This window comes from Pseudomonas sp. 1152_12 (assembly GCF_052850675.1).
The window spans coordinates 310139-333390 of sequence record NZ_VXCW01000005.1 but is presented as its reverse complement, the minus strand read 5'-3'; the positions used below and the strand labels follow the sequence as shown (position 1 = coordinate 333390).

Here is a 23252-nt window from a genome sequence, read left to right as displayed (position 1 = left end):
ATCAGCAGTCGCTCAAGCGCAGGAAGATCGCCGCCAACTGTTCGATACCCGCCTGGTCCTGAAGGCTGAAACGGGCCAGCGACGGGCTGTCCAGGTCAAGCACGCCGATCAATACACCATCCTTGACCAGCGGCACTACCAGTTCGCTGTTGGACGCGCTGTCACAGGCAATATGACCGGGGAACGCGTGAACATCGTCCACTCGCTGGGTTTGCCTCGAGGCCGCAGCCGCGCCGCATACGCCACGACCAAACGGAATACGCACACAGGCGATCTGGCCCTGGAACGGGCCAAGCACCAGCTCTTCATTGCGATTGAGGTAGAAGCCTGCCCAGTTCAAGTCGTCGAGCTGGTTGTACAAAAATGCAGAGAATTGCGCGCTGTTAGCAATGAAATCACGCTCATCAGCCAGCAGCGACTCCAATTGCGCACAGAGCATGGCATAGCCATCCAGGCCGGTGCCGGCCTGTTGCAAATCGATCATGGTTGACGCTCCAACAATTTAAGACCCACCCAGTAACGGGCGAATTGATACGCGCATCGGCCGTTGCGGTTGCCACGCCCGGTGGCCCAGCGTACGGCAAGGATATCGAGGGCTTCATCACGCTGCCATTGCAGACCGGCTTTGTTGGCCAGCTCGCCGATCCAGTGTTCGACCACATCCAGAAAGTGTTCCTGGCTGAACGGATAGAACGACAGCCACAGGCCAAAACGGTCGGACAGGGCAATCTTGTCTTCCACCGCCTCACTGGGGTGCAGCTCACCATCCACGCGTTTCCAGTTGTCGTTGTCACTCTGGTTTTCCGGTACCAAGTGGCGGCGGTTGGAGGTGGCATACAGCAACACATTTTCCGGCGCCTGTTCCAGCGAGCCGTCCAGAACGCTCTTGAGCACGCGGTAGTCGCCCTCGCCAGCTTCAAAAGACAGGTCGTCGCAGAACAGGATAAAACGCTGAGGCAGTTTGAGCAGTTGTTCGACCACGCGCGGCAGGTCGGCAAGGTGATCGCGCTCGATTTCAATCAGGCGCAAACCGGCCTTGGCGTGCTGGGCCAGCAAAGCGCGCACCATCGACGATTTGCCCGTGCCACGTGAGCCCCACAGCAGCGCATGGTTGGCCGGCAGACCATCGAGAAACTGTTGAGTATTGCGCGCCAGTTGTTCACGTTGCTTGTCTACACCGATGAGGTCGGACAAGCGCATGTCTAGGCTGACTTCCAGCGGCAGCAAAAAGCCACTGCGGCCTTCGCGTTGCCAACGGGCAGCCAGGCAATGGTTCCAGTCGATGGCTTGGCGCGGCGCAGGCAACAAGGGTTCCAAGCGCGCCAATACCGCATCGGCCCGCTCAAGAAAGGCATTCAATCGAGAGTCCACGATTATTCCTCTGGCAACTTCTTGCAAAAGATGGCGTATTGGCAACCCTGCGGCAGACCGCATTAGGCTGCGTAAAAAAACGATTCATGCCGGCCAAGCCAGAGCCTGTGGATGTTCAGCTATGCTTGCCGGGCGAAGGGAAACGTGAAGTGGTTCAACACCCGATGGATATCAAGTTCGCCCACCGCTTGTCTTATAAACAAGCTCGATTGACTGTGCTGGTCGGTTTCGTCTTGGGAACCTTGCTCAGTCTGATCCAAATCGGCATTGATTATGCCAGCGAAGACGCATCCATCAACCGTGAAATACGCTCACTGATCGAAATCAGCCATAACCCTGCTTCACGTATTGCCTACAACATCGACGCCGAACTCGCCCAGGAACTGACCCTGGGCCTGCTTCACTCCCCGGCGATCATCCGTGCGCAATTGCTCGATAACAATGGTGCAGTCCTGGCCGACGTCCACCGCCCGCGCAAGGAGAGTACCTATCGGCCTATCAGCGATTTTCTGTTCGGCGCCAACCGCCAGTTTGAAGACCGGCTATTCCTCAGCCACATGCCTAACGATTCCCTCGGCGTCCTGCGCCTGGACGTGGACACCTACGCCTTTGGCAGCCGTTTCCTGCACCGCGCAGAGATAACGCTGCTTAACGGGTTTGCCCGCAGCCTGCTGCTGACGGGTATCCTGCTGGGCCTGTTCTACGTGATGCTGACTCAACCGCTGGTGCGCATTATCCGGGCGCTGAGCACCAGCAAGCAGGCCCGTCTGGATTGCCCGCCGGGGCACGAAAATGATGAAATCGGCGTGCTGGTCAGTGTCGCCAACCAGCAATTTGAAAACATGGAGACCGAGATCGAACAACGGCGCCACGCCGAGGACCGCCTCACCGAATACCTGGGCCAACTGGAAGATATCGTCTCGGCGCGAACGCTCGAACTCAAAGCCAGCAACCAGCGCTTGAGCCAATCCAACGATGAACTGGAAGCGGCAAAGTTGACCGCTTTGGGCATGGCCCAGGCGCGGGCCGCGTTCCTGGCCAATATGAGCCACGAAATCCGTACACCGCTCAACGGCTTGCTGGGCATGATCGCGCTGTCGCTGGACAGCTCCCTGAACGCCGAACAACGCCAGCAGCTGTCCATCGCCCATGATTCGGGCAAAGTGTTGGTGGAGTTGCTCAACGATATCCTCGACCTGTCGAAATTCGACGCTGGCCAGCTTGAGCTGGAGCACATCCCGTTCGACCTGGGTTCATTGGTGGAAGACACTGCCAACCTGTTGTCCCAGAACGCCGCACCCAGCGTGGAGTTGACCTGCTTGATCGATCCGCTCTTTCCCGCCCAGGTAATAGGCGACCCGACGCGGGTACGGCAGATCGTCAGCAACCTGCTCTCCAATGCGTTGAAGTTCACCCGCTTCGGGCGCGTGGATGTGCGCCTCAGCGCCCTGGCTGACCGGGTCAAAATCGAAGTCTGTGACACCGGCATCGGCATTGCCCAAGACGCGCAGGTCAAGATATTCCAGCCGTTCACGCAGGCAGGCGCGGGTATCACCCGCCAGTTTGGCGGCACGGGACTGGGGCTGGCGTTAACACACAACCTGTGTGACGCAATGAAAGGCCGCTTGAGCATCAGCTCGGAAGTCGGGTTTGGCAGCCAGTTCTGTGTCGATCTGCCGCTGCCCGCACATTTGCCCGCCGCCCGGCAGGCGCCTTTGGCGGGTGAGGTTATTGCCATTACCAGCGCTGGCAGCGGCCTGACGGAATTGCTCACCACCTTACTGCCCCATTGGGGGCTGACACCGCGTGTGTATTCCCAGGACGATGACCTCAGCGGGCAAATGCCCGACCTGCTGATCACCGATTGCCCTGAGTGCCTGTTCCGCTTGCGCCCGGCGATTACCGCGCCAATTCTGGTGGTCACCGCTTATGGCAACTTCATGCCCAGCGAAGAGGTTGCGGCCCTGGCGCCGTTGCAGCAACAGGCCCGCCCGTTGAGCCGCAACGCGCTGTACCAGATCCTGCAACGCAATTTGCGCAGCGACGCGCCACTAATCCTCGACCCGATCCAACTGGAAACCGCGCCCTTTGCGCATCGCGCGCACATCCTGCTGGTGGAGGACAACCCGGTCAATCAGTTGGTGGCCAAGGGCATGCTCAGCAAACTCGGCTGCGACGTGATTGTGGCCGCCCATGGTGGCGAAGCACTCAAGTTCCTCGAGGAACAGCGCTTCGACATGGTGTTGATGGACTGCAATATGCCGGTGATGAACGGCTATGAGGCCAGCCGGCAAATCCGTCGCAGCGGACGCTGGCCGGACTTACCTATCGTCGCCTTGACCGCCAACGCCCTGTCAGAGGAGCGCGAACGTTGCCGGGCCGCAGGAATGGATGATTACCTGGCCAAGCCGTTTCGCCGCGAAGAACTCAAGGCACTGCTGGACCTGTGGGTGCCGCAGACGACAAGCCTTTGATCTGCGCCAGCAACTGGTCCAGGCCTTCACGCAACGCGTCGGCCTGATTCAGGTCGATGCCACTGTCGCACAAGAGGCGAGTCTTCAAGCCACGGGTCTGGTCGCGCAAATGCACACCGGCCTGGGTCAGGCTCAGGTGCACTTCCCGCTCATCCCGCACACTGCGCTGGCGGCATACCCATGTGAGCTGCTCAAGGCGTTTGAGCAGCGGTGTCAGCGTGCCGGAATCGAGCATCAGCCGCTCCCCCAATGCCTTGACCGTCGGTTGCGGCGCAGATACGTCGTGCCACTCCCACAACACCAGCATTACCACGTATTGCGGATACGTCAGGCCCAATTGATCGAGCATCGGCTTATAGGCACGCGTCACCGCGCGGGACGCTGCGTAGAGTTTGAAACACAGCTGATCGTCCAGGGCCAGGGAGACGGTAGGCATCTCGATCATTTGAGCAGGGCTTCGATCTCTTGAGTCAGGTCCTGGGGTTTAGTGGTCGGGGCATAACGTTTGACCACCTGCCCATCACGACCGATCAGGAACTTGGTGAAATTCCACTTGATACCCTTGGAACCCAGCACGCCAGGAGCCTGTTTTTTCAACTGTACGAACAATGGGTGGGCATCGCTGCCGTTGACGTCGATCTTCTTGAACAGCGGGAAGCTGACGCCGAAATTCAGCTCGCAGAACTCCGAAATCGCCCCTTCGTTGCCTGGCTCTTGTTTACCGAACTGGTTGCAGGGGAAACCCAGCACCACCAGGCCCTGGTCTTTGTACTGTTGCCAGAGTTGTTCGAGGCCTTTGTACTGCGGGGTGAAGCCACATTTGCTGGCAGTGTTGACTACCAAAATGGCCTTACCGGCGAAATCAGCCAAGGTCTTTTGCTCACCCTTGATGGTAGTGCACGGGATGCTCAGCAGGTTGTCGCTCATGGCAGTGTCTCGAATGAGGTGTAAGAGGCTGAAAGATAGTAGGCAATTCAATTGTGTGCAATTTAATTGATCGAATTGATGATGCGCACTCGGTTCAAATGTGGGAGCCGGGCTTGCCTGCGATGCAGGCAAGCCAGCCACACAAGTCCACATTGGGTAGGCGTTGCCTGCCCTAGCGCGCGACGAGGTCTAAACACACCGAGTTGATGCAATAGCGCAGGCCCGTCGGCGGCGGCCCATCCGGGAATACATGCCCCAGGTGCGCGTCGCATTTGGCGCAAGTCACTTCGGTGCGGATCATGCCGTGGCTGACGTCACGGATTTCGACCATCGCGCTATCGGCAATCGGCGCGTAGAAACTCGGCCAGCCGCAGCCGGAATCGAATTTGGTTTTGGAATCGAACAGTGGTTTATTGCAGCAGATGCAGTGGTACACACCGTCGGTTTTGGTCTCGTTGTACTTGCCGCTGAACGGTCGCTCGGTGCCCTTGAGACGGCACACGTTGTACTGCTCCGGGTCGAGCATCGCCTTCCATTCATCAACGGTTTTCTGCAACTTATCCATCAATCCACCTCGGCAACTGAAAAAGCCTGATCTGTATCTTTTCCATGGATCAGGCGGCACGTATGATTGCGCCTCTTCAAAACGCCAGTCTGGCACCCGTGCTAACGGCATTCAAACCTATTTATGGGTGCAGGCCTCGCAGGATTCGCAGTACGGTAGTCTCCACGCCGTCTGGATCGTTCATTTTCAGGATCACATCGCCATGCAGGTCAGCAAATCGAACAAGCTCGCCAACGTCTGCTACGACATTCGCGGACCAGTGCTCAAGCACGCCAAGCGCCTGGAAGAGGAAGGCCATCGCATCCTCAAGCTGAACATTGGCAACCCGGCGCCGTTTGGTTTCGAAGCGCCGGACGAAATCCTTCAGGACGTGATCCGTAACCTGCCGACTGCCCAGGGCTACAGTGACTCAAAAGGCCTGTTCAGCGCGCGTAAAGCGGTGATGCAGTACTACCAGCAGAAGCAGGTGGAAGGCGTCGGTATCGAAGACATCTACCTGGGCAATGGCGTGTCCGAGCTGATCGTGATGTCCATGCAGGCCTTGCTCAACAATGGCGACGAGGTGCTGGTGCCAGCGCCTGACTACCCGCTGTGGACCGCCGCCGTAACCCTGGCTGGTGGCCACCCGGTGCACTACCTGTGCGACGAAGGCGCCGACTGGTTCCCGGACCTGGCCGACATCAAGGCCAAGATCACTCCGAACACCAAGGCCTTGGTGATCATCAACCCGAACAACCCGACCGGCGCCGTTTACTCCAAGGAAGTGCTGCTGGGCATGCTTGAACTGGCGCGCCAGCACAACCTGGTGGTGTTCTCCGACGAGATCTACGATAAGATCCTCTACGATGACGCCGTGCACATCTGCACGGGCTCCCTGGCGCCGGACTTGCTGTGCCTGACGTTCAATGGCTTGTCCAAGTCCTACCGCGTGGCGGGTTTCCGCTCGGGCTGGATCGCCATCTCAGGGCCTAAGCACAACGCCCAGAGCTACATCGAAGGCATCGACATGCTGGCCAATATGCGCCTGTGTGCCAACGTGCCGAGCCAGCACGCGATCCAGACCGCTCTCGGCGGCTACCAGAGCATTAACGACCTGATCTTGCCCCAAGGCCGCCTTCTGGAACAGCGCAACCGCACTTGGGAGCTGCTCAACGCGATCCCGGGGGTCAGCTGCGTGAAACCCATGGGTGCACTGTATGCCTTCCCTCGAATCGACCCGAAAGTCTGCCCGATCCTCAACGACGAGAAGTTCGTGCTCGACCTGCTGCTGTCGGAAAAGCTGCTGGTGGTGCAGGGCACGGCGTTCAACTGGCCGTGGCCGGATCACTTCCGCGTGGTGACGTTGCCGCGGGTGGATGACCTGGACATGGCCATTGGTCGCATCGGCAACTTCCTCAAGTCCTATCGCCAGTAACGCACATGTCACTGTACGACCGACGTTAGGTCGTACAGTGAGTATCTGGCAACACTTCTCTGCGCTACAGCCCCTCTTCCCTCGTCGCTGCACACCACGGACCGGTCAGCCCCCGCAATTATGGGAGACTAAGGCCTGAACGCAGTGATCGCAGCATACTTTACAGGTGGGAAAATCCTTTCAAGGCTCTACATTCACGCTGTAGGACACAGTTTGAAATAGTCGCTCGGTTGAATCACCCCAGGCCGCACCTTATATACCCCGCAGTACGCAACATATTAAGCATGAGGAGAACTCTACAACCATGATGCGCATCCTGCTGTTCTTGGCCACTAACCTGGCGGTCGTGCTGATTGCCAGCATCACCCTGAGCCTTTTCGGCTTCAACGGGTTCATGGCGGCCAACGGGGTTGATCTGAACCTCAGTCAGCTGCTGGTCTTCTGTGCAGTCTTTGGTTTTGCCGGTTCGATCTTCTCGCTATTCATCTCCAAGTGGATGGCGAAGATGAGCACCAGCACCCAGGTCATTACCCAGCCACGCACCCGGCATGAGCAATGGTTGCTGCAAACTGTTGAACAGCTGTCTCGCGAGGCCGGTATCAAGATGCCTGAGGTCGGGATCTTCCCGGCCTATGAAGCCAACGCCTTTGCCACCGGCTGGAACAAGAACGACGCGCTCGTTGCGGTAAGCCAGGGCATGCTGGAACGCTTCTCCTACGACGAAGTGAAGGCGGTACTGGCCCATGAGATCGGCCACGTGGCCAACGGTGACATGGTCACCCTGGCGCTGGTACAAGGCGTGGTGAACACCTTCGTGATGTTCTTCGCGCGGATCATCGGCAACTTCGTCGACAAGGTGATCTTCAAAAACGAAGGCGGCCGCGGTATCGCCTACTTCGTGGCGACCATTTTCGCTGAAGTGGTACTGGGCTTCCTGGCCAGCGCGATCACCATGTGGTTCTCGCGTAAACGTGAATTCCGCGCAGACGAAGCCGGTGCTCGCCTGGCCGGTACCGGGGCAATGATTGCCGCGCTGCAACACCTGCGCTCCGAGCAGGGCCTGCCGGTGCACATGCCGGACAGCCTGACGGCGTTTGGTATCAACGGTGGCATCAAGCAAGGCTTTGCACGCATGTTCATGAGCCACCCGCCGCTGGAAGAGCGTATCGACGCATTGCGTCGCCGGGGCTGATAACGGGGAGTGACACTGGAAGGGGCGAACTGATCGCCCCTTTTTTGTGGGTGCTTGAATCGCCATCGCGGACAAGCCCTCCACAAGGACCTGCTCAGGTTCACATAACCTGTGAACGACGCAGTCGCTTAAGAGACGGGCTCGCCTGCGATGGCGTTAGCAGTGTCAGTACTTTGTCAGTTGGTACACACGCTCTTCCAGCCGCGTGACACCGTCCTGCACAAACTTCCAGCTCTCACCCAGGATGTCTTGCTCCTCCACTACCTGTGCAACCCAGTGCGAACCCAGCAACACCTCCACTTCATCATCAGTCACCGCAAAGGGCGGGCCGGCCTTTTGTGCCTGGTCGTAGTCGACAGTGATCAGCAAACCCTGGCAGCCCGGGCGTAACAAGCCATCGAGATGCCCGATGTATTGCGCCCGCATCAACGGCGGCAACGCGATCAATGCCGCGCGATCGTACAGCGCCGAGCAATCGGCCAGCGCCTCGGCGTCCAATGCAAAAAAGTCACCGCACCACACCTCGATCAAGTCTGCCTGGTACACCATGAAGGCACCGCGCCGGCTGATCCTGGGCACGAGCCCTTGCTCACTGAAAAATGCCTCAACCGCCTGCTCAGAGAGCTCTACACCCAACACGCGATACCCGGAACTGGCCAACCACATCAAATCCAGGCTTTTTCCACACAACGGTACTAGCACCTTCGCCCCGTCAGCCAAGCCTAGCCTTGGCCAGTGGCGCTGAAGGTAGGGGTTGACCTCGGGCAGATGAAAACCGATCTGGTTGCGCGCCCAGCGCTCTTGCCAAAACGTTGGCTCCATGGAATCACCCTAAGAATTCGATCAAAAGACGCTAAAACTTATATTAGATTTAGATCAATGATCTGATTGAAGATGAGCTTATGTTAACGCTCAGGACCCCACTTATGCTCCCCAGCCTGTTCATCTCCCATGGTTCGCCCATGCTCGCCCTGCAACCCGGCGCCAGCGGCCCGGCGCTCAAGCGCCTGGCCGCAGAACTGCCACGCCCCAAAGCGATTGTGGTGGTGTCGGCGCATTGGGAAAGCCACGAATTACTCGTCAGCGGCAGCGCCGCCCCGCAAACCTGGCACGACTTCGGCGGCTTCCCGCGCGAACTGTTTGCGGTGCAATACCCCGCACCGGGCAACCCGCAGTTAGCCGCTGAAATTGTCGAATTGCTCAACGCCGATGGCTTGAATGCGCGAATTGATGATCGACGCCCCTTCGACCACGGCACTTGGGTGCCGCTGTCGCTGATGTACCCAGCGGCAGATATCCCCGTGGTCCAAGTTTCCTTGCCCAGCCGTCTGGGCCCTGCCCTGCAGACCCGGGTCGGGCACGCACTCGCCAGCCTGCGCGAGCAAGGCGTGCTGTTGATCGGCTCCGGCAGCATCACCCATAACCTGGGCGAGCTGAACTGGCAGGCCGGACCTGAGAGCATCGAGCCTTGGGCACGGGATTTTCGTGACTGGGTGGTGGATAAACTCGCCGCTAACGATGAAACGGCCTTGCACGATTACCGTCACCAGGCGCCCCATGCGGTGCGCAGCCATCCCAGTGACGAGCATCTGCTGCCGCTGTACTTTGCGCGCGGCGCTGGTGGCGAATTCAGCGTGGCGCACCAGGGCTTCACCCTGGGCGCGCTAGGCATGGACATCTACCGCTTCGGCTGATGGAGATCTACAGGTGGGAGCTGGCTTGCCTGCGATAGCGGTGTATCAGTGAAAGACACGCTTACTGATGTACCTATGGCTATCGCAGGCAAACCAACTCCCCCATTTGATTGAGTGCGGCAAATGTCAGGCAAAAAAATCCCCGAACCAGTCGGGGATTTTTTACGTGCGATCAATCAGCCCAAGGGCGGATCAATCTTCGCGGTAGCGACGCAGTTTCAACTGCTTACCGGCAACGCGAGTGTCTTTCAGCTTGGCCAGCAGTTTTTCCAGACCGTCTTCCGGCAGCTCCACCAGGGAGAAGCTGTCACGGACCTGGATGCGACCGATGGCTTCACGTGCCAGGCCACCCTCATTGAGGATAGCGCCCAGCAAGTTCTTGGCAGCGATACCATCACGCGCGCCCAGCGCGGTACGGCAACGAGCACGACCTTCAGCCAATGGCACCGGAGCACGACGCTCACGATCACCGCGGTCAGGACGGTCGCCGGTACGTTCTGGACGATCACCGCGTGGCGCGTTGTTCGGCACCAGAGGACGCTCTTTCTCAATCGCAGCCAGGGTCAGAGCCTGACCATTGGTAGCCTTGCGCAGCAGAGCTGCAGCCAGGGCACGCGGGGTGCAACCGATATCGGCAGTCAGGCGGTCCAGCAGGTCGCCGTGGGTCGATTCAGCGTCAGCCACCAGCGGCGACAAGCTGTTGGTCAGTTTCTTGATGCGCGCATCGAGAACGGCCTGTGCATCCGGTAGGCGGACTTCGGCAACTTTCTGACCGGTTACACGCTCGATCACCTGCAGCATGCGGCGCTCACGAGGAGTCACCAGCAGCAGTGCACGACCTTCGCGACCGGCACGGCCGGTACGGCCGATACGGTGAACGTAGGACTCTGGGTCGTACGGCATGTCAACGTTGAACACGTGAGTGATACGTGGAACGTCGAGGCCACGGGCAGCAACGTCGGTCGCCACAACGATGTCCAGACGGCCATCCTTGAGGGAGTCGATGACGCGCTCGCGTTGGTTCTGGGCGATGTCACCGTTTAGCGCAGCGGCTTTGTAGCCTTTGGCTTCCAGGGCACTGGCCAGGTCCAGGGTCGCTTGCTTGGTGCGCACGAACATGATCAGGGCGTCGAAGTCTTCGACTTCCAGCAGGCTCAATACAGCCGAGGTCTTCTGGTCAGCGTGAACCAACAGGTGAGCCTGTTCGATCGCGGTAACGGTCTGAGTCTTGGTCTGGATCTTCACGTGTTGCGGATCGCGCAGGTGGCGCTCGGCAATAGCACGGATCGACTGTGGCAGGGTCGCCGAGAACAACACGGTCTGACGGGTTGCTGGCAGCGCCTTGAAGATGACTTCCAGGTCGTCCATGAAGCCCAGCTTGAGCATTTCGTCAGCTTCGTCCAGAACCAAATGGTTCACGGTCGACAGGACTTTCTCGTCACGACGCAGGTGGTCGCACAGACGGCCCGGGGTGGCGACAACGATTTGTGCGCCGTTACGGATTGCTTTCAGTTGTGGGCCCATAGGCGCGCCGCCGTAAACGGCCACAACGGTTACGCCTGGCATTTGCTTGGCGTAGGTTTCAAAAGCGGTTGCTACTTGCAGCGCCAACTCACGGGTTGGCGCCAGGATCAGGGCTTGCGGCTCGCGCTTGGCAGGATCGATGCAGTGCAGGATAGGCAGGGCAAACGCGGCGGTTTTACCGGTACCGGTTTGCGCCTGGCCAATCATGTCTTGGCCGGCCATGATGATCGGGATCGATTGCTGCTGAATAGCCGAAGGTTCTTCGTAGCCGGTCGCGATGACGGCAGCAAGAATGTTCGGATTAAGATTAAAAGCGGCGAAGCCGCCGGTTTCCTGGGTCATGGGTCTGCCTCTAAGTGCATCCGCAAAGACCCATGCTCCAAAGCTGCGCATGCCGTGTTGAGACTCAAGAGTCGCCCTGGCTGCTTTGTCGGCGGGGATTTGCGAAAACGAATGAATGAAAAAGATTCGTCAAGGAAGAGTCCGCTGTACGGACGTGCAGCCGAAGCTGACTTCGGGGAATTGCGCTACCTAAACGCGGCCCGGTTAAAGGCCGGCGCGCACTATACCGGAAATACCTGAAAAAGGGAGCTTTTTTTATCTGAAACTGCCGATAAACCGCGCTGCGTCACAGGCTTTGCGGATACCCGCGCCAGGGTCTATTTTTCAAAGGCCCGGCCCTGTTGGTCAGAAGGCTTAATCGGTTCACCTGTCGAATAAGACCTTTAGTCTGAAACCTAACCCAAGCCCTGAGGGCGCACCCGATGAATCAAGCCAGCAGCAGTCGCGTTAGCCGTGAATTACAGGACCATGTCTTGCTGTTAGGCCTGGACCGAGTAGCCAAGCGCAATGCCTTTGACCTGGACTTGCTCAATGAACTGAGCCTGGCCTATGGCGAATTTGATCGACATGACGAGGCACGGGTGGCCGTGGTGTTTGCCCACGGCGACCACTTTACCGCCGGGCTGGACCTGGCGAATGTCAGCGGCGTGATGTCGGGCGGCTGGCAACCGCCTTTGGGTGGCTGCGATCCGTGGGGCGTGTTTGCTGGCCCCAGGGTCAGCAAACCGGTGATCGTCGCGGCCAAAGGTTACTGCCTGACCATCGGTATCGAGTTGATGCTCGCGGCGGATATCAATATCTGTGCGAGCAACACGCGTTTTGCGCAGATGGAAGTACAGCGTGGGATCTTTCCGTTCGGCGGCGCGACACTACGCTTTCAGCAGGTCGCCGGCTGGGGCAATGCAATGCGCTGGCTGCTCACCGGCGATGAGTTCGACGCCCATGAAGCGCTACGCCTGGGGCTGGTGCAGGAAGTGATGGCCAGCGAAGACTTGCTGCCCCGCGCCATCGAACTGGCTAACCGCATCGCGCGCCAAGCACCGCTTGGCGTGCAGGCGACGTTGATGTCGGCGCGCCAGGCGCGCATGGAGGGCGAGACCGTCGCGGCGGCAGGGTTGCAGACATTGGTGGAGAAGCTACTCAACAGCGAAGATGCCAAAGAGGGTGTGCGGGCGATGATTGAGAAGCGCCCGGGGGTGTTCAAAGGTATTTGAACACCCCCGCGATGGCGCCAGTGGAGACCACTAAGTCGCTGGCCGAATAGCCTTGATCAACGCCTGCAACGAATACCCCAACCGCGGCGCCAGCGCTTCGGCACGGGACGAGAGCGCTGGCAGGTCCAATTCCTGATCAAGCTCCGAAGGCACCAGCAGAATCACATTGCCTTCCTTCACCGGCAGCTCCCAGTAATGCCGGTGATACAAGCCGCGCAATAACGCCGCCCCCAGCGGCTTGCCATCGTCGGTGGCCCACTGGTTGATCACCAGCCACCCGCCGGGGTTGAGCTTTTTCTGGCAGTTCTCCAGGAAGGTCCAGGCCAGGTGGCCGACGCCGGGGCCGACATCCGTATACAGGTCGACGAAAATCAGGTCGGCCGGCTCAGCGGTTTCGAGCAGTTGTAGCGCGTCGCCAATGCGGATGTACAGGCGCGGATCGTCATCCAGCCCCAGATACTCAATGGCCAGGCGCGGCACATCCGGGCGCAGCTCAATGGCTTCGACATCTTCCAGCGGCAGGAACTTGAGGCACGCCTGGGTCAGCGTACCGGCGCCCAGCCCAAGAAACAGCGCGCTCTCCGGCTGCTGATGGCACAACGCACCAATCAACATGGCGCGAGTGTAGTCATACTCCAGCCAGCTCGGGTCGGCGGTAAATACGCAGCTTTGCTCGATGGCGTCGCCAAACTCGAGAAAGCGGTAATCGGCCACTTCGAGCACACGGATCATGCCGAAATCATCATGGACTTCGGCCAGCAGGCGCTCGACACGCTCCTCGCTCATCACTACTCCTAAAGGGTTTACCGCACGGCAAAGGCGCGATTGTCGGCCAACCGGCGGCAACAGGTCACGCACTAATTGCTGATAACATTGGCGCCCGACCGTCAATCAACCAATCGAGTGCATGATGAGCCAACCCTGGAGCCCCGACAGCTGGCGCGCCCTGCCGATCCAGCAACAACCCCAGTACCCGGACGCTGCACACTTGCTGCAAGTGGAGCAGAACCTGGCCAGCTACCCGCCGCTGGTGTTTGCTGGGGAAGCCCGCGAGTTGCGCCGTCAGTTTGCCGAAGTGACCCAAGGCCGCGCGTTCCTGTTGCAGGGCGGCGATTGTGCCGAGAGCTTTGCCGAGTTCTCTGCGGCAAAAATCCGCGACACCTTCAAAGTGCTGCTGCAGATGGCGATCGTCATGACCTTCGCCGCCGGCTGCCCGGTGGTGAAAGTCGGGCGTATGGCCGGTCAGTTCGCCAAGCCACGCTCGGCCAATGATGAAACCATCGACGGCATCACCCTGCCGGCCTACCGTGGCGACATCGTCAACGGCATCGGTTTCGACGAGAAAAGCCGCGTGCCGGACCCGGACCGCCTGCTGCAGTCCTATCACCAGTCCACCGCCACGCTCAATTTGCTGCGCGCGTTTGCCCAAGGCGGTTTCGCCGACCTGCACCAAGTGCATAAGTGGAACCTGGACTTCATCGCCAACTCCGCGCTGGCCGAAAAGTACAGCCAACTGGCCGACCGCATTGATGAAACCCTGGCGTTTATGCGCGCCTGCGGCATGGACAGCTCGCCGCAACTGCGCGAAACCAGCTTCTTCACCGCCCACGAAGCGCTGCTGCTCAACTACGAGCAAGCCTTTGTGCGCCGCGACAGCTTGACCAACGATTACTACGACTGCTCCGCGCACATGCTCTGGATTGGCGACCGTACCCGTCAGCTGGACGGCGCCCACGTTGAATTCCTGCGCGGAGTGAACAACCCGATCGGCGTCAAGGTCGGCCCGAGCATGAACCCCGACGACCTGATCCGCCTGATCGACATCCTCAACCCGGACAACGACCCCGGCCGCCTCAACCTGATCGCGCGCATGGGCGCCGGCAAGGTCGGCGACCACCTGCCCAACCTGATCCGCGCCGTGCAGCGCGAGGGCAAGCAGGTGCTGTGGAGCAGCGACCCGATGCATGGCAACACCATCAAGGCCAGCAGCGGCTACAAGACCCGCGACTTTGCGCAGATTCTTGGCGAAGTGAAGGAGTTCTTCCAGGTACACCAGGCCGAGGGCAGCTATGCCGGCGGGATTCATATCGAGATGACCGGGCAGAACGTCACCGAATGCATCGGCGGCGCGCGGCCGATCACCGAAGACGGCTTGTCGGACCGCTACCACACGCACTGCGACCCAAGGATGAATGCCGATCAATCGTTGGAGTTGGCGTTTCTGATTGCCGAGACCTTAAAACAAGTTAAACGCTGAGTCTTTAGTTACCAGGGCTGACTCCATCGGGGGCTTGCTCCCGATGACGCCCTAGAGGCCACCATCCAAGTTGAGCATTGCGACTCTTAACCGGGCCGCACTCGGCCGTTGGCAATTGAGCTGGACCTGTTCCAGCCCAAGCCAAGTGGCCATTTGCAATAGGCTCAAGGCCAACGCCTGCATCCCTTCCTCATCCAGCCCCGGTTCTTCTTCGTGCACCGCGTGCACCGCCAGACGCCCGTTGGCGCGTTCGGCGCGCAGGTCGACGCGGGCGGCGATCCGCTCATTGTGCAAAAACGGCAGCACGTAATAGCCGTAAACCCGCTTGTCTTGCGGGGTGTATATCTCCAATCGGTAACGAAAATCGAACAGCCGCTCGGTGCGGCTGCGCTCCCAGATCAGTGAATCGAACGGCGACAGCAACGCACTGGCCGGGACCTTGCGCGGTACTTTCGGCTCGGGCAGGCAGTACGCCGGTTGTCTCCAGCCCTGCACCTGGCAGGTCAGCAACTGCCCATCTTCAACCAACTCGGCCAAGCGGCTGCGACTGTCGGCGGGGTCCAGGCGGAAATAATCGCGCAGGTCCTTTTCGGTGCCGACGCCTAAAGCGGTTGCGCTATGTAATAACAAGCCGCGCTGGGCCTCGGCTTCGCTCAAGGCGGTTTGCTGAAGAATGTCGCCGGGGATGACCCGCTCGGGCAAATCATACAGGCGCTCAAACCCGCGCCGCCCCGCGACCGTGACCAGTCCCGCAGCGAACAGCCATTCCAGCGCGTGCTTTTCATCACTCCAGTCCCACCACGGGCCGGCGCGCTCCTCACGGGTCGACAAGCTACCCGCGCCCAGCGCGCCCTGTTGCTCAACGGCGCGCAGTACACGCTGAAGGGTGGCCTGCTGCTCACGTCCGAAACGCGCCATCTGCGAATAGATCCCCTGCCCCAGCTTGGCCCGCTCCATGCGCCAGCGTATCAACGGGTACAGCGCCATGGGCAGCAACGAGGCCTCATGGCCCCAGTATTCAAATAGCGAGCGCCGTCGCCCCTGGCTCCAAGCCGCTTGCTCAAGAATCAACGGGGAATAATTGCCCAAGCGGGAAAACAGCGGCAGGTAATGCGAGCGCACCACCGCATTGACTGAGTCGATCTGCAACACACCCAACCGCTCAATCAAACGATTGAGGTGCGCGGCCTTGACCAGTGCCGGCGCCCGGCGCCCGGAAAAACCCTGTGCTGCCAGCGCCAGACGTCGAGCGTGCTTGAGTGAAAAAGACAGGTTGGCGGACATGGTTTTCTCCGTGTGGGCTCGCCAACCACCCTACTGCATCCTGGGTCACTTTCGCAGCGGGTCTTGCCAGAAATGCAGGTGGCGATCCTGCTCCACGTCGCCGCGATTGAGCCCGATGTCCTTGAGTGCATCGTCGCTCAAGCTCGCCAGTACCTGGCGCTCATGATGCAGCGCCTGCCAACGGGCAACCACCTGAAACAGCCCGAAAAAGGGACGTTTCGCCATCAACACAAAACCTTTCTGACCTTTCATCTTCTCGCCCTCCAGTGGGGATGACGAGAGTGTGGGCCTGGCCTTATGATCAATCCAACGAATGTTTCTTATGCAATACATCTCGGAGATTGATCTATTGTCCGGCTACCCAAGCATCGACACTGAAGTGCTGCGCACCTTCGTCGCCATCGCCGACCAAGGCGGCTTCACCCGCGCCGGCGAGCTGGTCAATCGCACGCAATCGGCGGTGAGCATGCAGATGAAGCGCCTGGAAGAAGACGTACTGCAGCGCAAGCTGTTCGAGCGCGACGGCCGCCAGGTGCGGCTGACGCCCGAAGGCCAGGTGTTGCTCGGTTATGCGCGGCGTATCCTCAAGCTGCACAGTGAGGTGTTCAACACGCTGCGCGAACCACACATGGTCGGGTTGGTGCGCATCGGCACACCGGACGACTACGTGATGCGTTATCTGCCGGGCATTCTCAAGCGGTTTTCCAAGGCCTACCCACTGATCCAGATTGAAATGCACTGCGAGTCTTCCACGGTACTGATGCAGCGCCGGGACCTCGCCTTGACAGTGATCAGCCGTGAACCCGGCAGTGAAATCGGCGAACTGTTGCGCACTGATCGTATGGTGTGGGTAGCCTCGTCGTGTTTCTGCGTGGACGAGCATGAAGCCTTGCCTCTGGCTATTTCCGGCGCAGACTGCCTGTACACCCATTGGGCGCGGACGGCTCTGGAAGCGGCCGGACGCGATTATCGCCTGGCTTATCACAGCTCCAACGTGGCGGCGATTCAGGCGGTGGTCAACGCTGGCCTTGCAGTCATGATCAGCATGGAAAGCCTGGTCACTGAAGACCTGCGAATACTCGGCAGCGGCGAGGGCTTTCCGGCGTTGCCGTCGATGAGCCTGCGGCTACTGCGTAACCCTTCCATGAACTCGCCCATCACCGACTGCCTGGCGGAGTACATCCTCGAGGGCTTCAAACTTTAAAGGTCAGCATCAGCGCACACACCGCCAGAAAGCCGCAGAACAGGCCACGCAATATCCGCTCCGGCAGCGCGTGGGCGACTTTCACGCCCCAACTGATACTCAGCAGGCCACCGACCGCCATCGGCACACCGATCCTCCAATCCACCTCGTGGTGCCAGGCATAAGTCACGAGGGTCACACTGGTGCTGGGCAGCGCCAACGCCAGCGACAAGCCTTGGGCGACCACTTGGGAGGTGCCGAACAAGCTGGTCAGCACCGGCGTGGCAACCACCGCGCCGCCCACCCCAAACAAACCGCCCATGGAACCCGAGGCGGCGCCAAGCACGCCGAGCCATGGCCACGAATAGCGCATCTGCGCAGTCGGCGGCGCATTGCGGGTGAACAGACGCAGTAGGTTGTACGCCGAGAGCGTCAGCAAGAACGCGATAAACCCTAAGCGCATGGCGCCGGCATCCAGGCCGACCGCCCAGATCGAACCGAGCCAGGCAAAGCTGAAACCCATGACGCCCAGCGGCAACGCGTGGCGCAACTCGATACGGTTGCGCTGGTGGTAGCGCCACAAGGCGAGCATCACGTTGGGCACCACCATCACCAACGCGGTGCCTTGGGCGAGCTGCTGATCGAGGCCGAACAACACACCAAGCACTGGGATGGCTATCAGCCCGCCACCAATGCCGAACAGGCCACCCACCGTGCCCAGGGCCGCGCCCAATATCAGGTACATCGCCAAATCCAACACCGCGCGTCACTCCAGAGGCCCAAGCGTTACATGCTACGCAGTCGCCCCTGGCACGGAAACGCACAGCAACGCACAATGGCTTTGCCAATCTCGCATAAGCGCACCTATGAACCCGAATACCCTGACCGATCAACTGAGCCTGTTTCTAGACGTGCTGGAGACCGGCAGCTTTTCCGCAGCCGCCCGCCGTCACCCGCTGACCCCCTCGGCAGTGGCTCGGCGTATCGACAGCCTGGAAAGCTCGGTAGGCAGCCGCTTGTTCCAGCGCAGCACCCACGCCGTGGTGCCCACACCGGCAGGCTTGGCATTTGCCGAGCGGGCGCGGCGGATTGTCAGTGAGTTGCAATTGGCCCGAGCCGAGGCGGTGTCGCTGAGCCATGCACCGGAGGGCCTGATTCGCGTGGACGCGCCAGCAGCGTTTGGCCGACGGCATCTGGCGCCGGTGATCGCCGACTTTCTGAATGTGTACCCGGGACTGGATGTGCACCTGCATTTGATCGACAGCTTCGTCGACATGCAGGGCGCGCACTTGGGCAAGGTCGACCTGGTGCTGCGCGCCGGGCATATCGTCGACACCCGGCTGATCGCCACACCCTTGGCCAGCATCGTGCGCATCGCCTGCGCCAGCCCGGCTTACTTGAAAAGCCGTGGCACGCCGACTCATCCACGCGAGCTGAGCGAACACGACGGCCTCGACTGGGACGGCCTGGCGCCGATGTTCGCCTGGCGCTTTGAGCTGGATGGGCGCCGCGCCACCTATCGCCCGCAGCGCATTCGCATGAGTGCCAATAACGCCGAAGCGCTGCTCTCGGGCGCTCTCGCCGGGCTGGGCATTGCCCACCTGCCCACTTGGCTGGCCAGTGAATACCTAGTGCGCGGCGAACTGCTGCCGCTGTTTTGCGAAAACGGCCTGCCCAGCCCGGAAACCGCTGGCATCTATGCGCTGCGCCTGGAACAACAGGCGAACGCGCGCAGCCGGTTGTTGCTGGAATACCTCAAGTCACGCTTCAGCCCCGTGCCACCGTGGGATCTGGCATTGCAAAGCGGCTTGGTCTGACTCTGCAGACAGAATTATCTGGCGCATTAAAGGTTTGACCGCTAGATTCCAGCCCAGACACGCTTTTTCGAGGCACCGCCATGAGCAAAAACCCCGCCCCGTGCGAAAACCTGATGCTGGACAACCAGCTGTGTTTCGCCCTGCACTCCACGTCACTGCTGATGACCAAGGTCTACAAACCACAGCTGCAAGCACTCGGCCTGACCTACCCGCAGTACTTGGCCATGATGGTGCTGTGGGAAGAAGATGGCTTGACCGTCGGTGAAATCAGCAGCCGCCTGCTGACCGATCCGGGTTCACTGACGCCGCTGCTCAAGCGCCTGGAAGCCGAAGGCCTGCTCAGCCGCACCCGCAGCCGCGAAGATGAACGCGTGGTGGTGGTGGAATTGACCCAGGCCGGCCGTACCCTGCAGGAAAAAGCCATGGGCATTCCCCAGTGCATCCTCGGCGCCAGCGGGCTGGCGCTGGAGCAGTTGCGCAAGTTGCAGTCAGATTTGATCGCCTTGCGCAGTCATTTGCAGGCTGCTGTCTGACGCAGTAGACCGCCAGCATCTATCTAAATTGGGGGAGTGGGCTTGCTCCCTCATTTGGTTTGGCCGCACCTCAAAAACAATCCGTAAATTTATCTTGCGCGCAAAACATTAGAGCTATACATTCACCTCACCAACTACTTAGTGCGCAAATATTTAGCGATAAATAAAAGGACCAACACCATGCAAACTCTCTACACCGCAGTAGCCACCGCCACCGGCGGCCGTGATGGTCGCGCTGTTTCCAGCGACAACATCCTCGACGTCAAACTCTCCACCCCTAAAGAACTCGGCGGTGCCGGCGGCCAAGCCACCAACCCGGAGCAGTTATTCGCTGCCGGTTACTCGGCCTGCTTTATCGGCGCCCTGAAGTTCGTCGCCAGCCAGACCAAACGCAACATACCGGATGACACTTCGATCACTGCTCACGTCGGCATCGGTCAAATCCCCGGTGGTTTCGGCTTGGATATCGACTTGCACGTAAGCCTGCCGGGCCTGGCCCAGGACGACGCGCAAAGCCTGGTCGACGCCGCTCACCAAGTTTGCCCGTACTCTAACGCCACCCGCGGCAACGTCGATGTACGCCTGCACGTGACCGTCTGATTAACAGACGCCCACAAAAACACCCCGTGAAAGCGTAGCCCTCACAGGGTGTTAGGGGTGACCATCTCATTAGCCCGACGCTAGGTCGGGCTTTCTCGTATCGGCGGGGCCAGAATTACTTCTTGGCACGACCCTTGTACGAACCACCTTCGCGGGTGTCGATCTCGATCATGTCGTCGATTTCGATGAAATCGGCCACTTGCAGTTCGGTACCGTTAGCCAGCTTGGCAGGCTTCATCACCTTGCCCGAAGTGTCGCCGCGAGCGGAACCTTCGGTGTAGGCAACCTTACGCACGATGGTGGTTGGCAGTTCTACGGAAACCAGGCGCTCTTCAAAGAAGATCGCTTCGCAGACGTCCTCCATACCTTCTTCAACGAACGGCAGAACGGCTTCGATATCTTCAGCGTTCAGCTCGTACATGGTGTAGTCGGAGGTGTCCATGAACGTGTAGGTGTCGCCGCTGATGAAGGACAGGGTCGCTTCTTTGCGGTCGAGGATCACGTCGTCCAGTTTGTCATCGGCGCTGTAGACGATCTCGGTCTTGTAACCGGTCAGCAGGTTCTTCAGCTTGGTCTTCATGATTGCGCTGTTACGACCAGACTTGGTGAACTCAGCTTTCTGAACCAGCCAAGGGTCGTTTTCGAGACGGATCACTGTACCGGGTTTCAGTTCTTTACCAGTTTTCATTGCGTATATCCGAAATTTGGATGGGGTTTACAAAAATCAAGGTCGCGTATCATATCCAACTTTCATAAAACTGTACCAGCGCCGTCGCAAGATCGGCTTGCAAGCCTTGTTCCAGACACCACGTTTCGGCATGCGCGGTCACCTCCGGCCAGTGCTCCAGCAGCATTTTCCACGGCTGTACCATATCGCCATCAGCGTTCCAGGCTTGCCAAAGTGCGACCAGTGCCGCTTTGGCCGCTGGCGATAACGCGGCGGTGTACAGCGCCAGGAAGGCATCGAGCTTGTCCAGATGGATGTCTTCGTCCTGGCGATAGATGTGCCACAGCAACGGCCGCCCGGCCCACTGGGCGCGCACGAACGAGTCTTCGCCGCGCACGGCGTTGAAGTCGCAGCACCACAGCAAGCGATCATATTGTTTCTGGCGCACGAAAGGCAGCACCTGGACGGTCAGGGCGTCGCGCTGGTGAACATCGCCCGCCGCCAAGCCATCAACGCCGAGCCAACGCTGAACGTCACCGAGGATTCGGCCTTCCGGCACCAACAGATGAGTGGCACGCCCGTCCGTCGCCAACACGTCCAGCCAACCGGCAAGTGCGGTGTTTTCGTAGGCAAACAGCGACATCAACCGCGTACCGGCTGCCGGAAATACGCCCAGTGTTTGCAGGAAGTGTTGCTGCGCAGCGCCATCCTGTTGAAACGCCTGACGCTCTTCCAGTAAGCCAGCCTCACGTAACAAGCCGCCCGTACCGGGGCGAAAGCCGGGAAAGAAGAAGTACTTCTGCACGCCCTTGAACTTCACCGACGGCAAGCGGTGGCACCCCACCACCCAGTCTTCGGCGCTGAGGTAATCCAGGTTCATCCACAACGGTGTGCGTTCGCACGCGGCCATGGCTTCCATGTATGCGGGCGGCAACTGGCAGGCAAACGCGGCGATTACTACGTCAGCAGAGGAACTTTCGCACCACTGTGCCGGCCAGTGACGCACCTCGACGCCCTCCTGCCACTGCTGGTCACGCTGCACCTCGATCTCTGGGCACATGCGCTCGAAGGCCCGCAGGTCATCGACCCACAAGCGCACTTCACACGCGTGCTCCATCACCAATTGCCGGGCCAGACGCCAGGTCACGCCAATGTCGCCGTAGTTGTCGACGACGCTGCAAAAAATATCCCAGCGGGCTTTCATTCCGGGCTCCAACGCTCAAAGGCTCGATTGTCCGCATAAATGCGCCGATGCAGAAGGCTTGATCGCGATTATTCTGCACAGTAGCTGTGCGACAATCGCCACCATGTCGCAAATGCCTGCCAGGAGGCCACTATGGCTGATCGTTCGTTGTCGCTGTTCAAGCTCAGTGTTGCTGTAGCGTTCGGCCTATGGCTAGGGTTTATCGCCATTGTGCTAACCACTTGGCTGGCGTCGCGCTACCTGTTCCCGCAAAGCCTGGCGCCGGTTGCTCAAGCCGTTCAGCAATTGGGCCAACCGGCCGTTGTTGCGCCGCAGCCGCCGAACCGCATGTTCGAGCAATACCAGGAAAACCTTCGCAAGCAGGAACAGCAACAGACCGTGGACCAGGCGCGCAACAACGCGCGCAACCTGTCCAACCCTAAATGCCAGTTCTGGCTGCAACAGGACCAGAACGCGCCCAATGAAAAGAGCAAGGCGAATGTCCTGCAATTCTGTGATTGATGACCATGAATAAGTACGCCGTCCTCCAGTTGATTCTGGACAAACTCAGCGTCGACCTCGACATCGCCCAACGTGCTGCGCAGACCGCTTACGAAACCGCGACCCACGAAGAAAACATCGCCGAAAACAAATACGACACACTCGGGCTGGAAGCTTCCTACCTTGCGGCCGGGCAAGCCAAGCGTGTCGAGGAAATCAAACAATCGCTGGTGCTGTGTCAGAACCTGCAACTACGTGCCTACGATGATCAGCGCGGCATAGAAGTCGGCGCGCTGCTGGGCCTGGAAGACGAGAACAGTCGCCAGCAATGGTTGTTTTTGGCGCCCGATGCGGCAGGCTTGAAAGTTGACGTGGTGGGGCAACCGGTGACCGTCATCACCCCGCGCTCGCCTCTGGGCAAAAGCCTGCTGGGCAAGTTCGAAGGGGATGAGGTGGAGATTCTGGTGGCGGGCGCTCGGCAACACTTTACGGTTACCGAGGCCCGATAAG

Annotated in this window: 25 protein-coding genes; 12 read left to right on the top strand and 13 right to left on the bottom strand. The window is 59.7% G+C overall.

The annotated features are described in order from the left end of the window. Position 1 precedes the first annotated feature (1 nt). Together FW764_RS11845 and FW764_RS11840 are read right to left on the bottom strand one after the other, a co-directional pair. Positions 2 to 484, bottom strand: a complete 483-nt coding sequence (locus FW764_RS11845; protein WP_446434084.1) for a GAF domain-containing protein — start codon at positions 482 to 484, stop codon at positions 2 to 4. Beyond that, complete coding sequence (locus FW764_RS11840; RefSeq protein WP_446434083.1) at positions 481 to 1371, bottom strand: ATP-binding protein; 891 nt, start codon at positions 1369 to 1371, stop codon at positions 481 to 483. The genes FW764_RS11845 and FW764_RS11840 overlap by 4 nt, the downstream gene beginning before the upstream one ends. 164 nt (positions 1372 to 1535) lie before the next feature. On the opposite strand from FW764_RS11840, the gene FW764_RS11835 reads away from it, so the two are divergent. Continuing rightward, positions 1536 to 3845: a response regulator gene (locus FW764_RS11835; RefSeq protein WP_446434184.1), complete on the top strand. Its 2310-nt coding sequence runs from the start codon at positions 1536 to 1538 to the stop codon at positions 3843 to 3845. Here the strand turns inward: FW764_RS11835 and FW764_RS11830 are convergent. The 3 genes from FW764_RS11830 to msrB form a co-directional block, all read right to left on the bottom strand. After that, the gene (locus tag FW764_RS11830; protein WP_446434082.1) at positions 3799 to 4290 is read right to left on the bottom strand and encodes a MarR family winged helix-turn-helix transcriptional regulator; all 492 of its coding nucleotides are present in this window, start codon (positions 4288 to 4290) and stop codon (positions 3799 to 3801) included. The genes FW764_RS11835 and FW764_RS11830 overlap by 47 nt on opposite strands. Further along, positions 4287 to 4772, bottom strand: a complete 486-nt coding sequence (locus tag FW764_RS11825) for a glutathione peroxidase (protein ID WP_446434081.1) — start codon at positions 4770 to 4772, stop codon at positions 4287 to 4289. The genes FW764_RS11830 and FW764_RS11825 overlap by 4 nt, the downstream gene beginning before the upstream one ends. A gap of 172 nt (positions 4773 to 4944) precedes the next feature. Then, on the bottom strand, positions 4945 to 5337 hold the full coding sequence (gene msrB, locus FW764_RS11820) for a peptide-methionine (R)-S-oxide reductase MsrB (RefSeq protein ID WP_446434080.1): 393 nt from the start codon (positions 5335 to 5337) through the stop codon (positions 4945 to 4947). 202 nt (positions 5338 to 5539) lie between these two features. Between msrB and FW764_RS11815 the strand changes: the two genes are divergently transcribed. Next, positions 5540 to 6751 (top strand): pyridoxal phosphate-dependent aminotransferase, encoded by a 1212-nt coding sequence (locus FW764_RS11815; RefSeq protein WP_012723006.1) that lies wholly within the window; start codon positions 5540 to 5542, stop codon positions 6749 to 6751. 304 nt (positions 6752 to 7055) lie between these two features. Then, positions 7056 to 7943: a protease HtpX gene (gene htpX, locus FW764_RS11810; protein ID WP_446434079.1), complete on the top strand. Its 888-nt coding sequence runs from the start codon at positions 7056 to 7058 to the stop codon at positions 7941 to 7943. A 165-nt stretch (positions 7944 to 8108) separates the two neighbouring features. Here the strand turns inward: htpX and FW764_RS11805 are convergent, their stop codons facing one another. Continuing rightward, positions 8109 to 8765 (bottom strand): thiopurine S-methyltransferase, encoded by a 657-nt coding sequence (locus FW764_RS11805; protein WP_446434078.1) that lies wholly within the window; start codon positions 8763 to 8765, stop codon positions 8109 to 8111. A gap of 104 nt (positions 8766 to 8869) precedes the next feature. On the opposite strand from FW764_RS11805, the gene FW764_RS11800 reads away from it, so the two are divergent. Next, a complete protein-coding gene (locus tag FW764_RS11800; protein ID WP_446434077.1) occupies positions 8870 to 9637 on the top strand; it encodes a DODA-type extradiol aromatic ring-opening family dioxygenase in 768 nt (255 codons plus the stop codon). Between the two features lie 192 nt (positions 9638 to 9829). Here FW764_RS11800 and FW764_RS11795 read toward each other — a convergent pair whose 3' ends face one another. After that, entirely contained in the window at positions 9830 to 11503 is a 1674-nt protein-coding gene (locus FW764_RS11795) for a DEAD/DEAH box helicase (RefSeq protein WP_034118863.1), read from the bottom strand. Positions 11504 to 11925: 422 nt separating this feature from the next. Here FW764_RS11795 and FW764_RS11790 point away from each other — a divergent pair, with 422 nt between their 5' ends. Beyond that, positions 11926 to 12717, top strand: coding sequence for a crotonase/enoyl-CoA hydratase family protein (locus FW764_RS11790; protein WP_446434076.1), 792 nt, complete (start codon positions 11926 to 11928; stop codon positions 12715 to 12717). Positions 12718 to 12747: 30 nt separating this feature from the next. Here FW764_RS11790 and FW764_RS11785 read toward each other — a convergent pair whose 3' ends face one another. Next, the gene (locus tag FW764_RS11785) at positions 12748 to 13503 is read right to left on the bottom strand and encodes a spermidine synthase (RefSeq protein ID WP_446434075.1); all 756 of its coding nucleotides are present in this window, start codon (positions 13501 to 13503) and stop codon (positions 12748 to 12750) included. A gap of 124 nt (positions 13504 to 13627) precedes the next feature. Between FW764_RS11785 and FW764_RS11780 the strand changes: the two genes are divergently transcribed. Then, on the top strand, positions 13628 to 14974 hold the full coding sequence (locus FW764_RS11780) for a class II 3-deoxy-7-phosphoheptulonate synthase (protein WP_122759419.1): 1347 nt from the start codon (positions 13628 to 13630) through the stop codon (positions 14972 to 14974). Between the two features lie 51 nt (positions 14975 to 15025). Here FW764_RS11780 and FW764_RS11775 read toward each other — a convergent pair whose 3' ends face one another. Next, complete coding sequence (locus FW764_RS11775; RefSeq protein WP_446434074.1) at positions 15026 to 16258, bottom strand: winged helix-turn-helix domain-containing protein; 1233 nt, start codon at positions 16256 to 16258, stop codon at positions 15026 to 15028. A gap of 45 nt (positions 16259 to 16303) precedes the next feature. Further along, a complete protein-coding gene (locus tag FW764_RS11770) occupies positions 16304 to 16510 on the bottom strand; it encodes a DUF1127 domain-containing protein (protein WP_446434073.1) in 207 nt (68 codons plus the stop codon). Between the two features lie 70 nt (positions 16511 to 16580). Here FW764_RS11770 and FW764_RS11765 point away from each other — a divergent pair, with 70 nt between their 5' ends. Beyond that, on the top strand, positions 16581 to 17462 hold the full coding sequence (locus FW764_RS11765) for a LysR family transcriptional regulator (protein WP_446434072.1): 882 nt from the start codon (positions 16581 to 16583) through the stop codon (positions 17460 to 17462). On the opposite strand, the gene FW764_RS11760 is transcribed toward FW764_RS11765, so the two are convergent. Beyond that, positions 17452 to 18201 (bottom strand): sulfite exporter TauE/SafE family protein, encoded by a 750-nt coding sequence (locus tag FW764_RS11760; RefSeq protein ID WP_446434071.1) that lies wholly within the window; start codon positions 18199 to 18201, stop codon positions 17452 to 17454. The genes FW764_RS11765 and FW764_RS11760 overlap by 11 nt on opposite strands. 106 nt (positions 18202 to 18307) lie before the next feature. Here FW764_RS11760 and FW764_RS11755 point away from each other — a divergent pair, with 106 nt between their 5' ends. The 3 genes from FW764_RS11755 (at position 18308) to FW764_RS11745 (ending at position 20391) form a co-directional block, all read left to right on the top strand. Continuing rightward, positions 18308 to 19258 (top strand): LysR family transcriptional regulator, encoded by a 951-nt coding sequence (locus FW764_RS11755; protein WP_446434070.1) that lies wholly within the window; start codon positions 18308 to 18310, stop codon positions 19256 to 19258. Positions 19259 to 19338: 80 nt separating this feature from the next. Next, entirely contained in the window at positions 19339 to 19791 is a 453-nt protein-coding gene (locus tag FW764_RS11750; RefSeq protein ID WP_446434069.1) for a MarR family winged helix-turn-helix transcriptional regulator, read from the top strand. A 180-nt stretch (positions 19792 to 19971) separates the two neighbouring features. Beyond that, complete coding sequence (locus FW764_RS11745) at positions 19972 to 20391, top strand: organic hydroperoxide resistance protein (RefSeq protein WP_446434068.1); 420 nt, start codon at positions 19972 to 19974, stop codon at positions 20389 to 20391. Between the two features lie 115 nt (positions 20392 to 20506). On the opposite strand, the gene FW764_RS11740 is transcribed toward FW764_RS11745, so the two are convergent. Together FW764_RS11740 and earP are read right to left on the bottom strand one after the other, a co-directional pair. Continuing rightward, positions 20507 to 21079 (bottom strand): elongation factor P, encoded by a 573-nt coding sequence (locus FW764_RS11740; protein ID WP_446434067.1) that lies wholly within the window; start codon positions 21077 to 21079, stop codon positions 20507 to 20509. Positions 21080 to 21128: 49 nt separating this feature from the next. After that, on the bottom strand, positions 21129 to 22262 hold the full coding sequence (gene earP / locus FW764_RS11735) for an elongation factor P maturation arginine rhamnosyltransferase EarP (protein ID WP_446434066.1): 1134 nt from the start codon (positions 22260 to 22262) through the stop codon (positions 21129 to 21131). Positions 22263 to 22394: 132 nt separating this feature from the next. On the opposite strand from earP, the gene FW764_RS11730 reads away from it, so the two are divergent. After that, positions 22395 to 22763, top strand: a complete 369-nt coding sequence (locus FW764_RS11730) for a hypothetical protein (RefSeq protein WP_446434065.1) — start codon at positions 22395 to 22397, stop codon at positions 22761 to 22763. A gap of 5 nt (positions 22764 to 22768) precedes the next feature. Beyond that, a complete protein-coding gene (locus FW764_RS11725; RefSeq protein WP_446434064.1) occupies positions 22769 to 23251 on the top strand; it encodes a GreA/GreB family elongation factor in 483 nt (160 codons plus the stop codon). Position 23252 lies beyond the last annotated feature (1 nt).

Bases quoted from the DNA above. Each gene is read 5' to 3' on its own strand.
- FW764_RS11845 (WP_446434084.1), bottom strand. From the start codon at position 484: ATGATCGATTTGCAACAGGCCGGCACCGGCCTGGATGGCTATGCCATG.
- FW764_RS11835 (WP_446434184.1), top strand. From the start codon at position 1,536: ATGGATATCAAGTTCGCCCACCGCTTGTCTTATAAACAAGCTCGATTG.
- FW764_RS11830 (WP_446434082.1), bottom strand. From the start codon at position 4,290: ATGATCGAGATGCCTACCGTCTCCCTGGCCCTGGACGATCAGCTGTGT.
- FW764_RS11825 (WP_446434081.1), bottom strand. From the start codon at position 4,772: ATGAGCGACAACCTGCTGAGCATCCCGTGCACTACCATCAAGGGTGAG.
- msrB (WP_446434080.1), bottom strand. From the start codon at position 5,337: ATGGATAAGTTGCAGAAAACCGTTGATGAATGGAAGGCGATGCTCGAC.
- FW764_RS11815 (WP_012723006.1), top strand. From the start codon at position 5,540: ATGCAGGTCAGCAAATCGAACAAGCTCGCCAACGTCTGCTACGACATT.
- htpX (WP_446434079.1), top strand. From the start codon at position 7,056: ATGATGCGCATCCTGCTGTTCTTGGCCACTAACCTGGCGGTCGTGCTG.
- FW764_RS11805 (WP_446434078.1), bottom strand. From the start codon at position 8,765: ATGGAGCCAACGTTTTGGCAAGAGCGCTGGGCGCGCAACCAGATCGGT.
- FW764_RS11800 (WP_446434077.1), top strand. From the start codon at position 8,870: ATGCTCCCCAGCCTGTTCATCTCCCATGGTTCGCCCATGCTCGCCCTG.
- FW764_RS11795 (WP_034118863.1), bottom strand. From the start codon at position 11,503: ATGACCCAGGAAACCGGCGGCTTCGCCGCTTTTAATCTTAATCCGAAC.
- FW764_RS11790 (WP_446434076.1), top strand. From the start codon at position 11,926: ATGAATCAAGCCAGCAGCAGTCGCGTTAGCCGTGAATTACAGGACCAT.
- FW764_RS11785 (WP_446434075.1), bottom strand. From the start codon at position 13,503: ATGAGCGAGGAGCGTGTCGAGCGCCTGCTGGCCGAAGTCCATGATGAT.
- FW764_RS11780 (WP_122759419.1), top strand. From the start codon at position 13,628: ATGAGCCAACCCTGGAGCCCCGACAGCTGGCGCGCCCTGCCGATCCAG.
- FW764_RS11775 (WP_446434074.1), bottom strand. From the start codon at position 16,258: ATGTCCGCCAACCTGTCTTTTTCACTCAAGCACGCTCGACGTCTGGCG.
- FW764_RS11770 (WP_446434073.1), bottom strand. From the start codon at position 16,510: ATGAAAGGTCAGAAAGGTTTTGTGTTGATGGCGAAACGTCCCTTTTTC.
- FW764_RS11765 (WP_446434072.1), top strand. From the start codon at position 16,581: ATGCAATACATCTCGGAGATTGATCTATTGTCCGGCTACCCAAGCATC.
- FW764_RS11755 (WP_446434070.1), top strand. From the start codon at position 18,308: ATGAACCCGAATACCCTGACCGATCAACTGAGCCTGTTTCTAGACGTG.
- FW764_RS11750 (WP_446434069.1), top strand. From the start codon at position 19,339: ATGAGCAAAAACCCCGCCCCGTGCGAAAACCTGATGCTGGACAACCAG.
- FW764_RS11745 (WP_446434068.1), top strand. From the start codon at position 19,972: ATGCAAACTCTCTACACCGCAGTAGCCACCGCCACCGGCGGCCGTGAT.
- FW764_RS11740 (WP_446434067.1), bottom strand. From the start codon at position 21,079: ATGAAAACTGGTAAAGAACTGAAACCCGGTACAGTGATCCGTCTCGAA.
- earP (WP_446434066.1), bottom strand. From the start codon at position 22,262: ATGAAAGCCCGCTGGGATATTTTTTGCAGCGTCGTCGACAACTACGGC.
- FW764_RS11730 (WP_446434065.1), top strand. From the start codon at position 22,395: ATGGCTGATCGTTCGTTGTCGCTGTTCAAGCTCAGTGTTGCTGTAGCG.
- FW764_RS11725 (WP_446434064.1), top strand. From the start codon at position 22,769: ATGAATAAGTACGCCGTCCTCCAGTTGATTCTGGACAAACTCAGCGTC.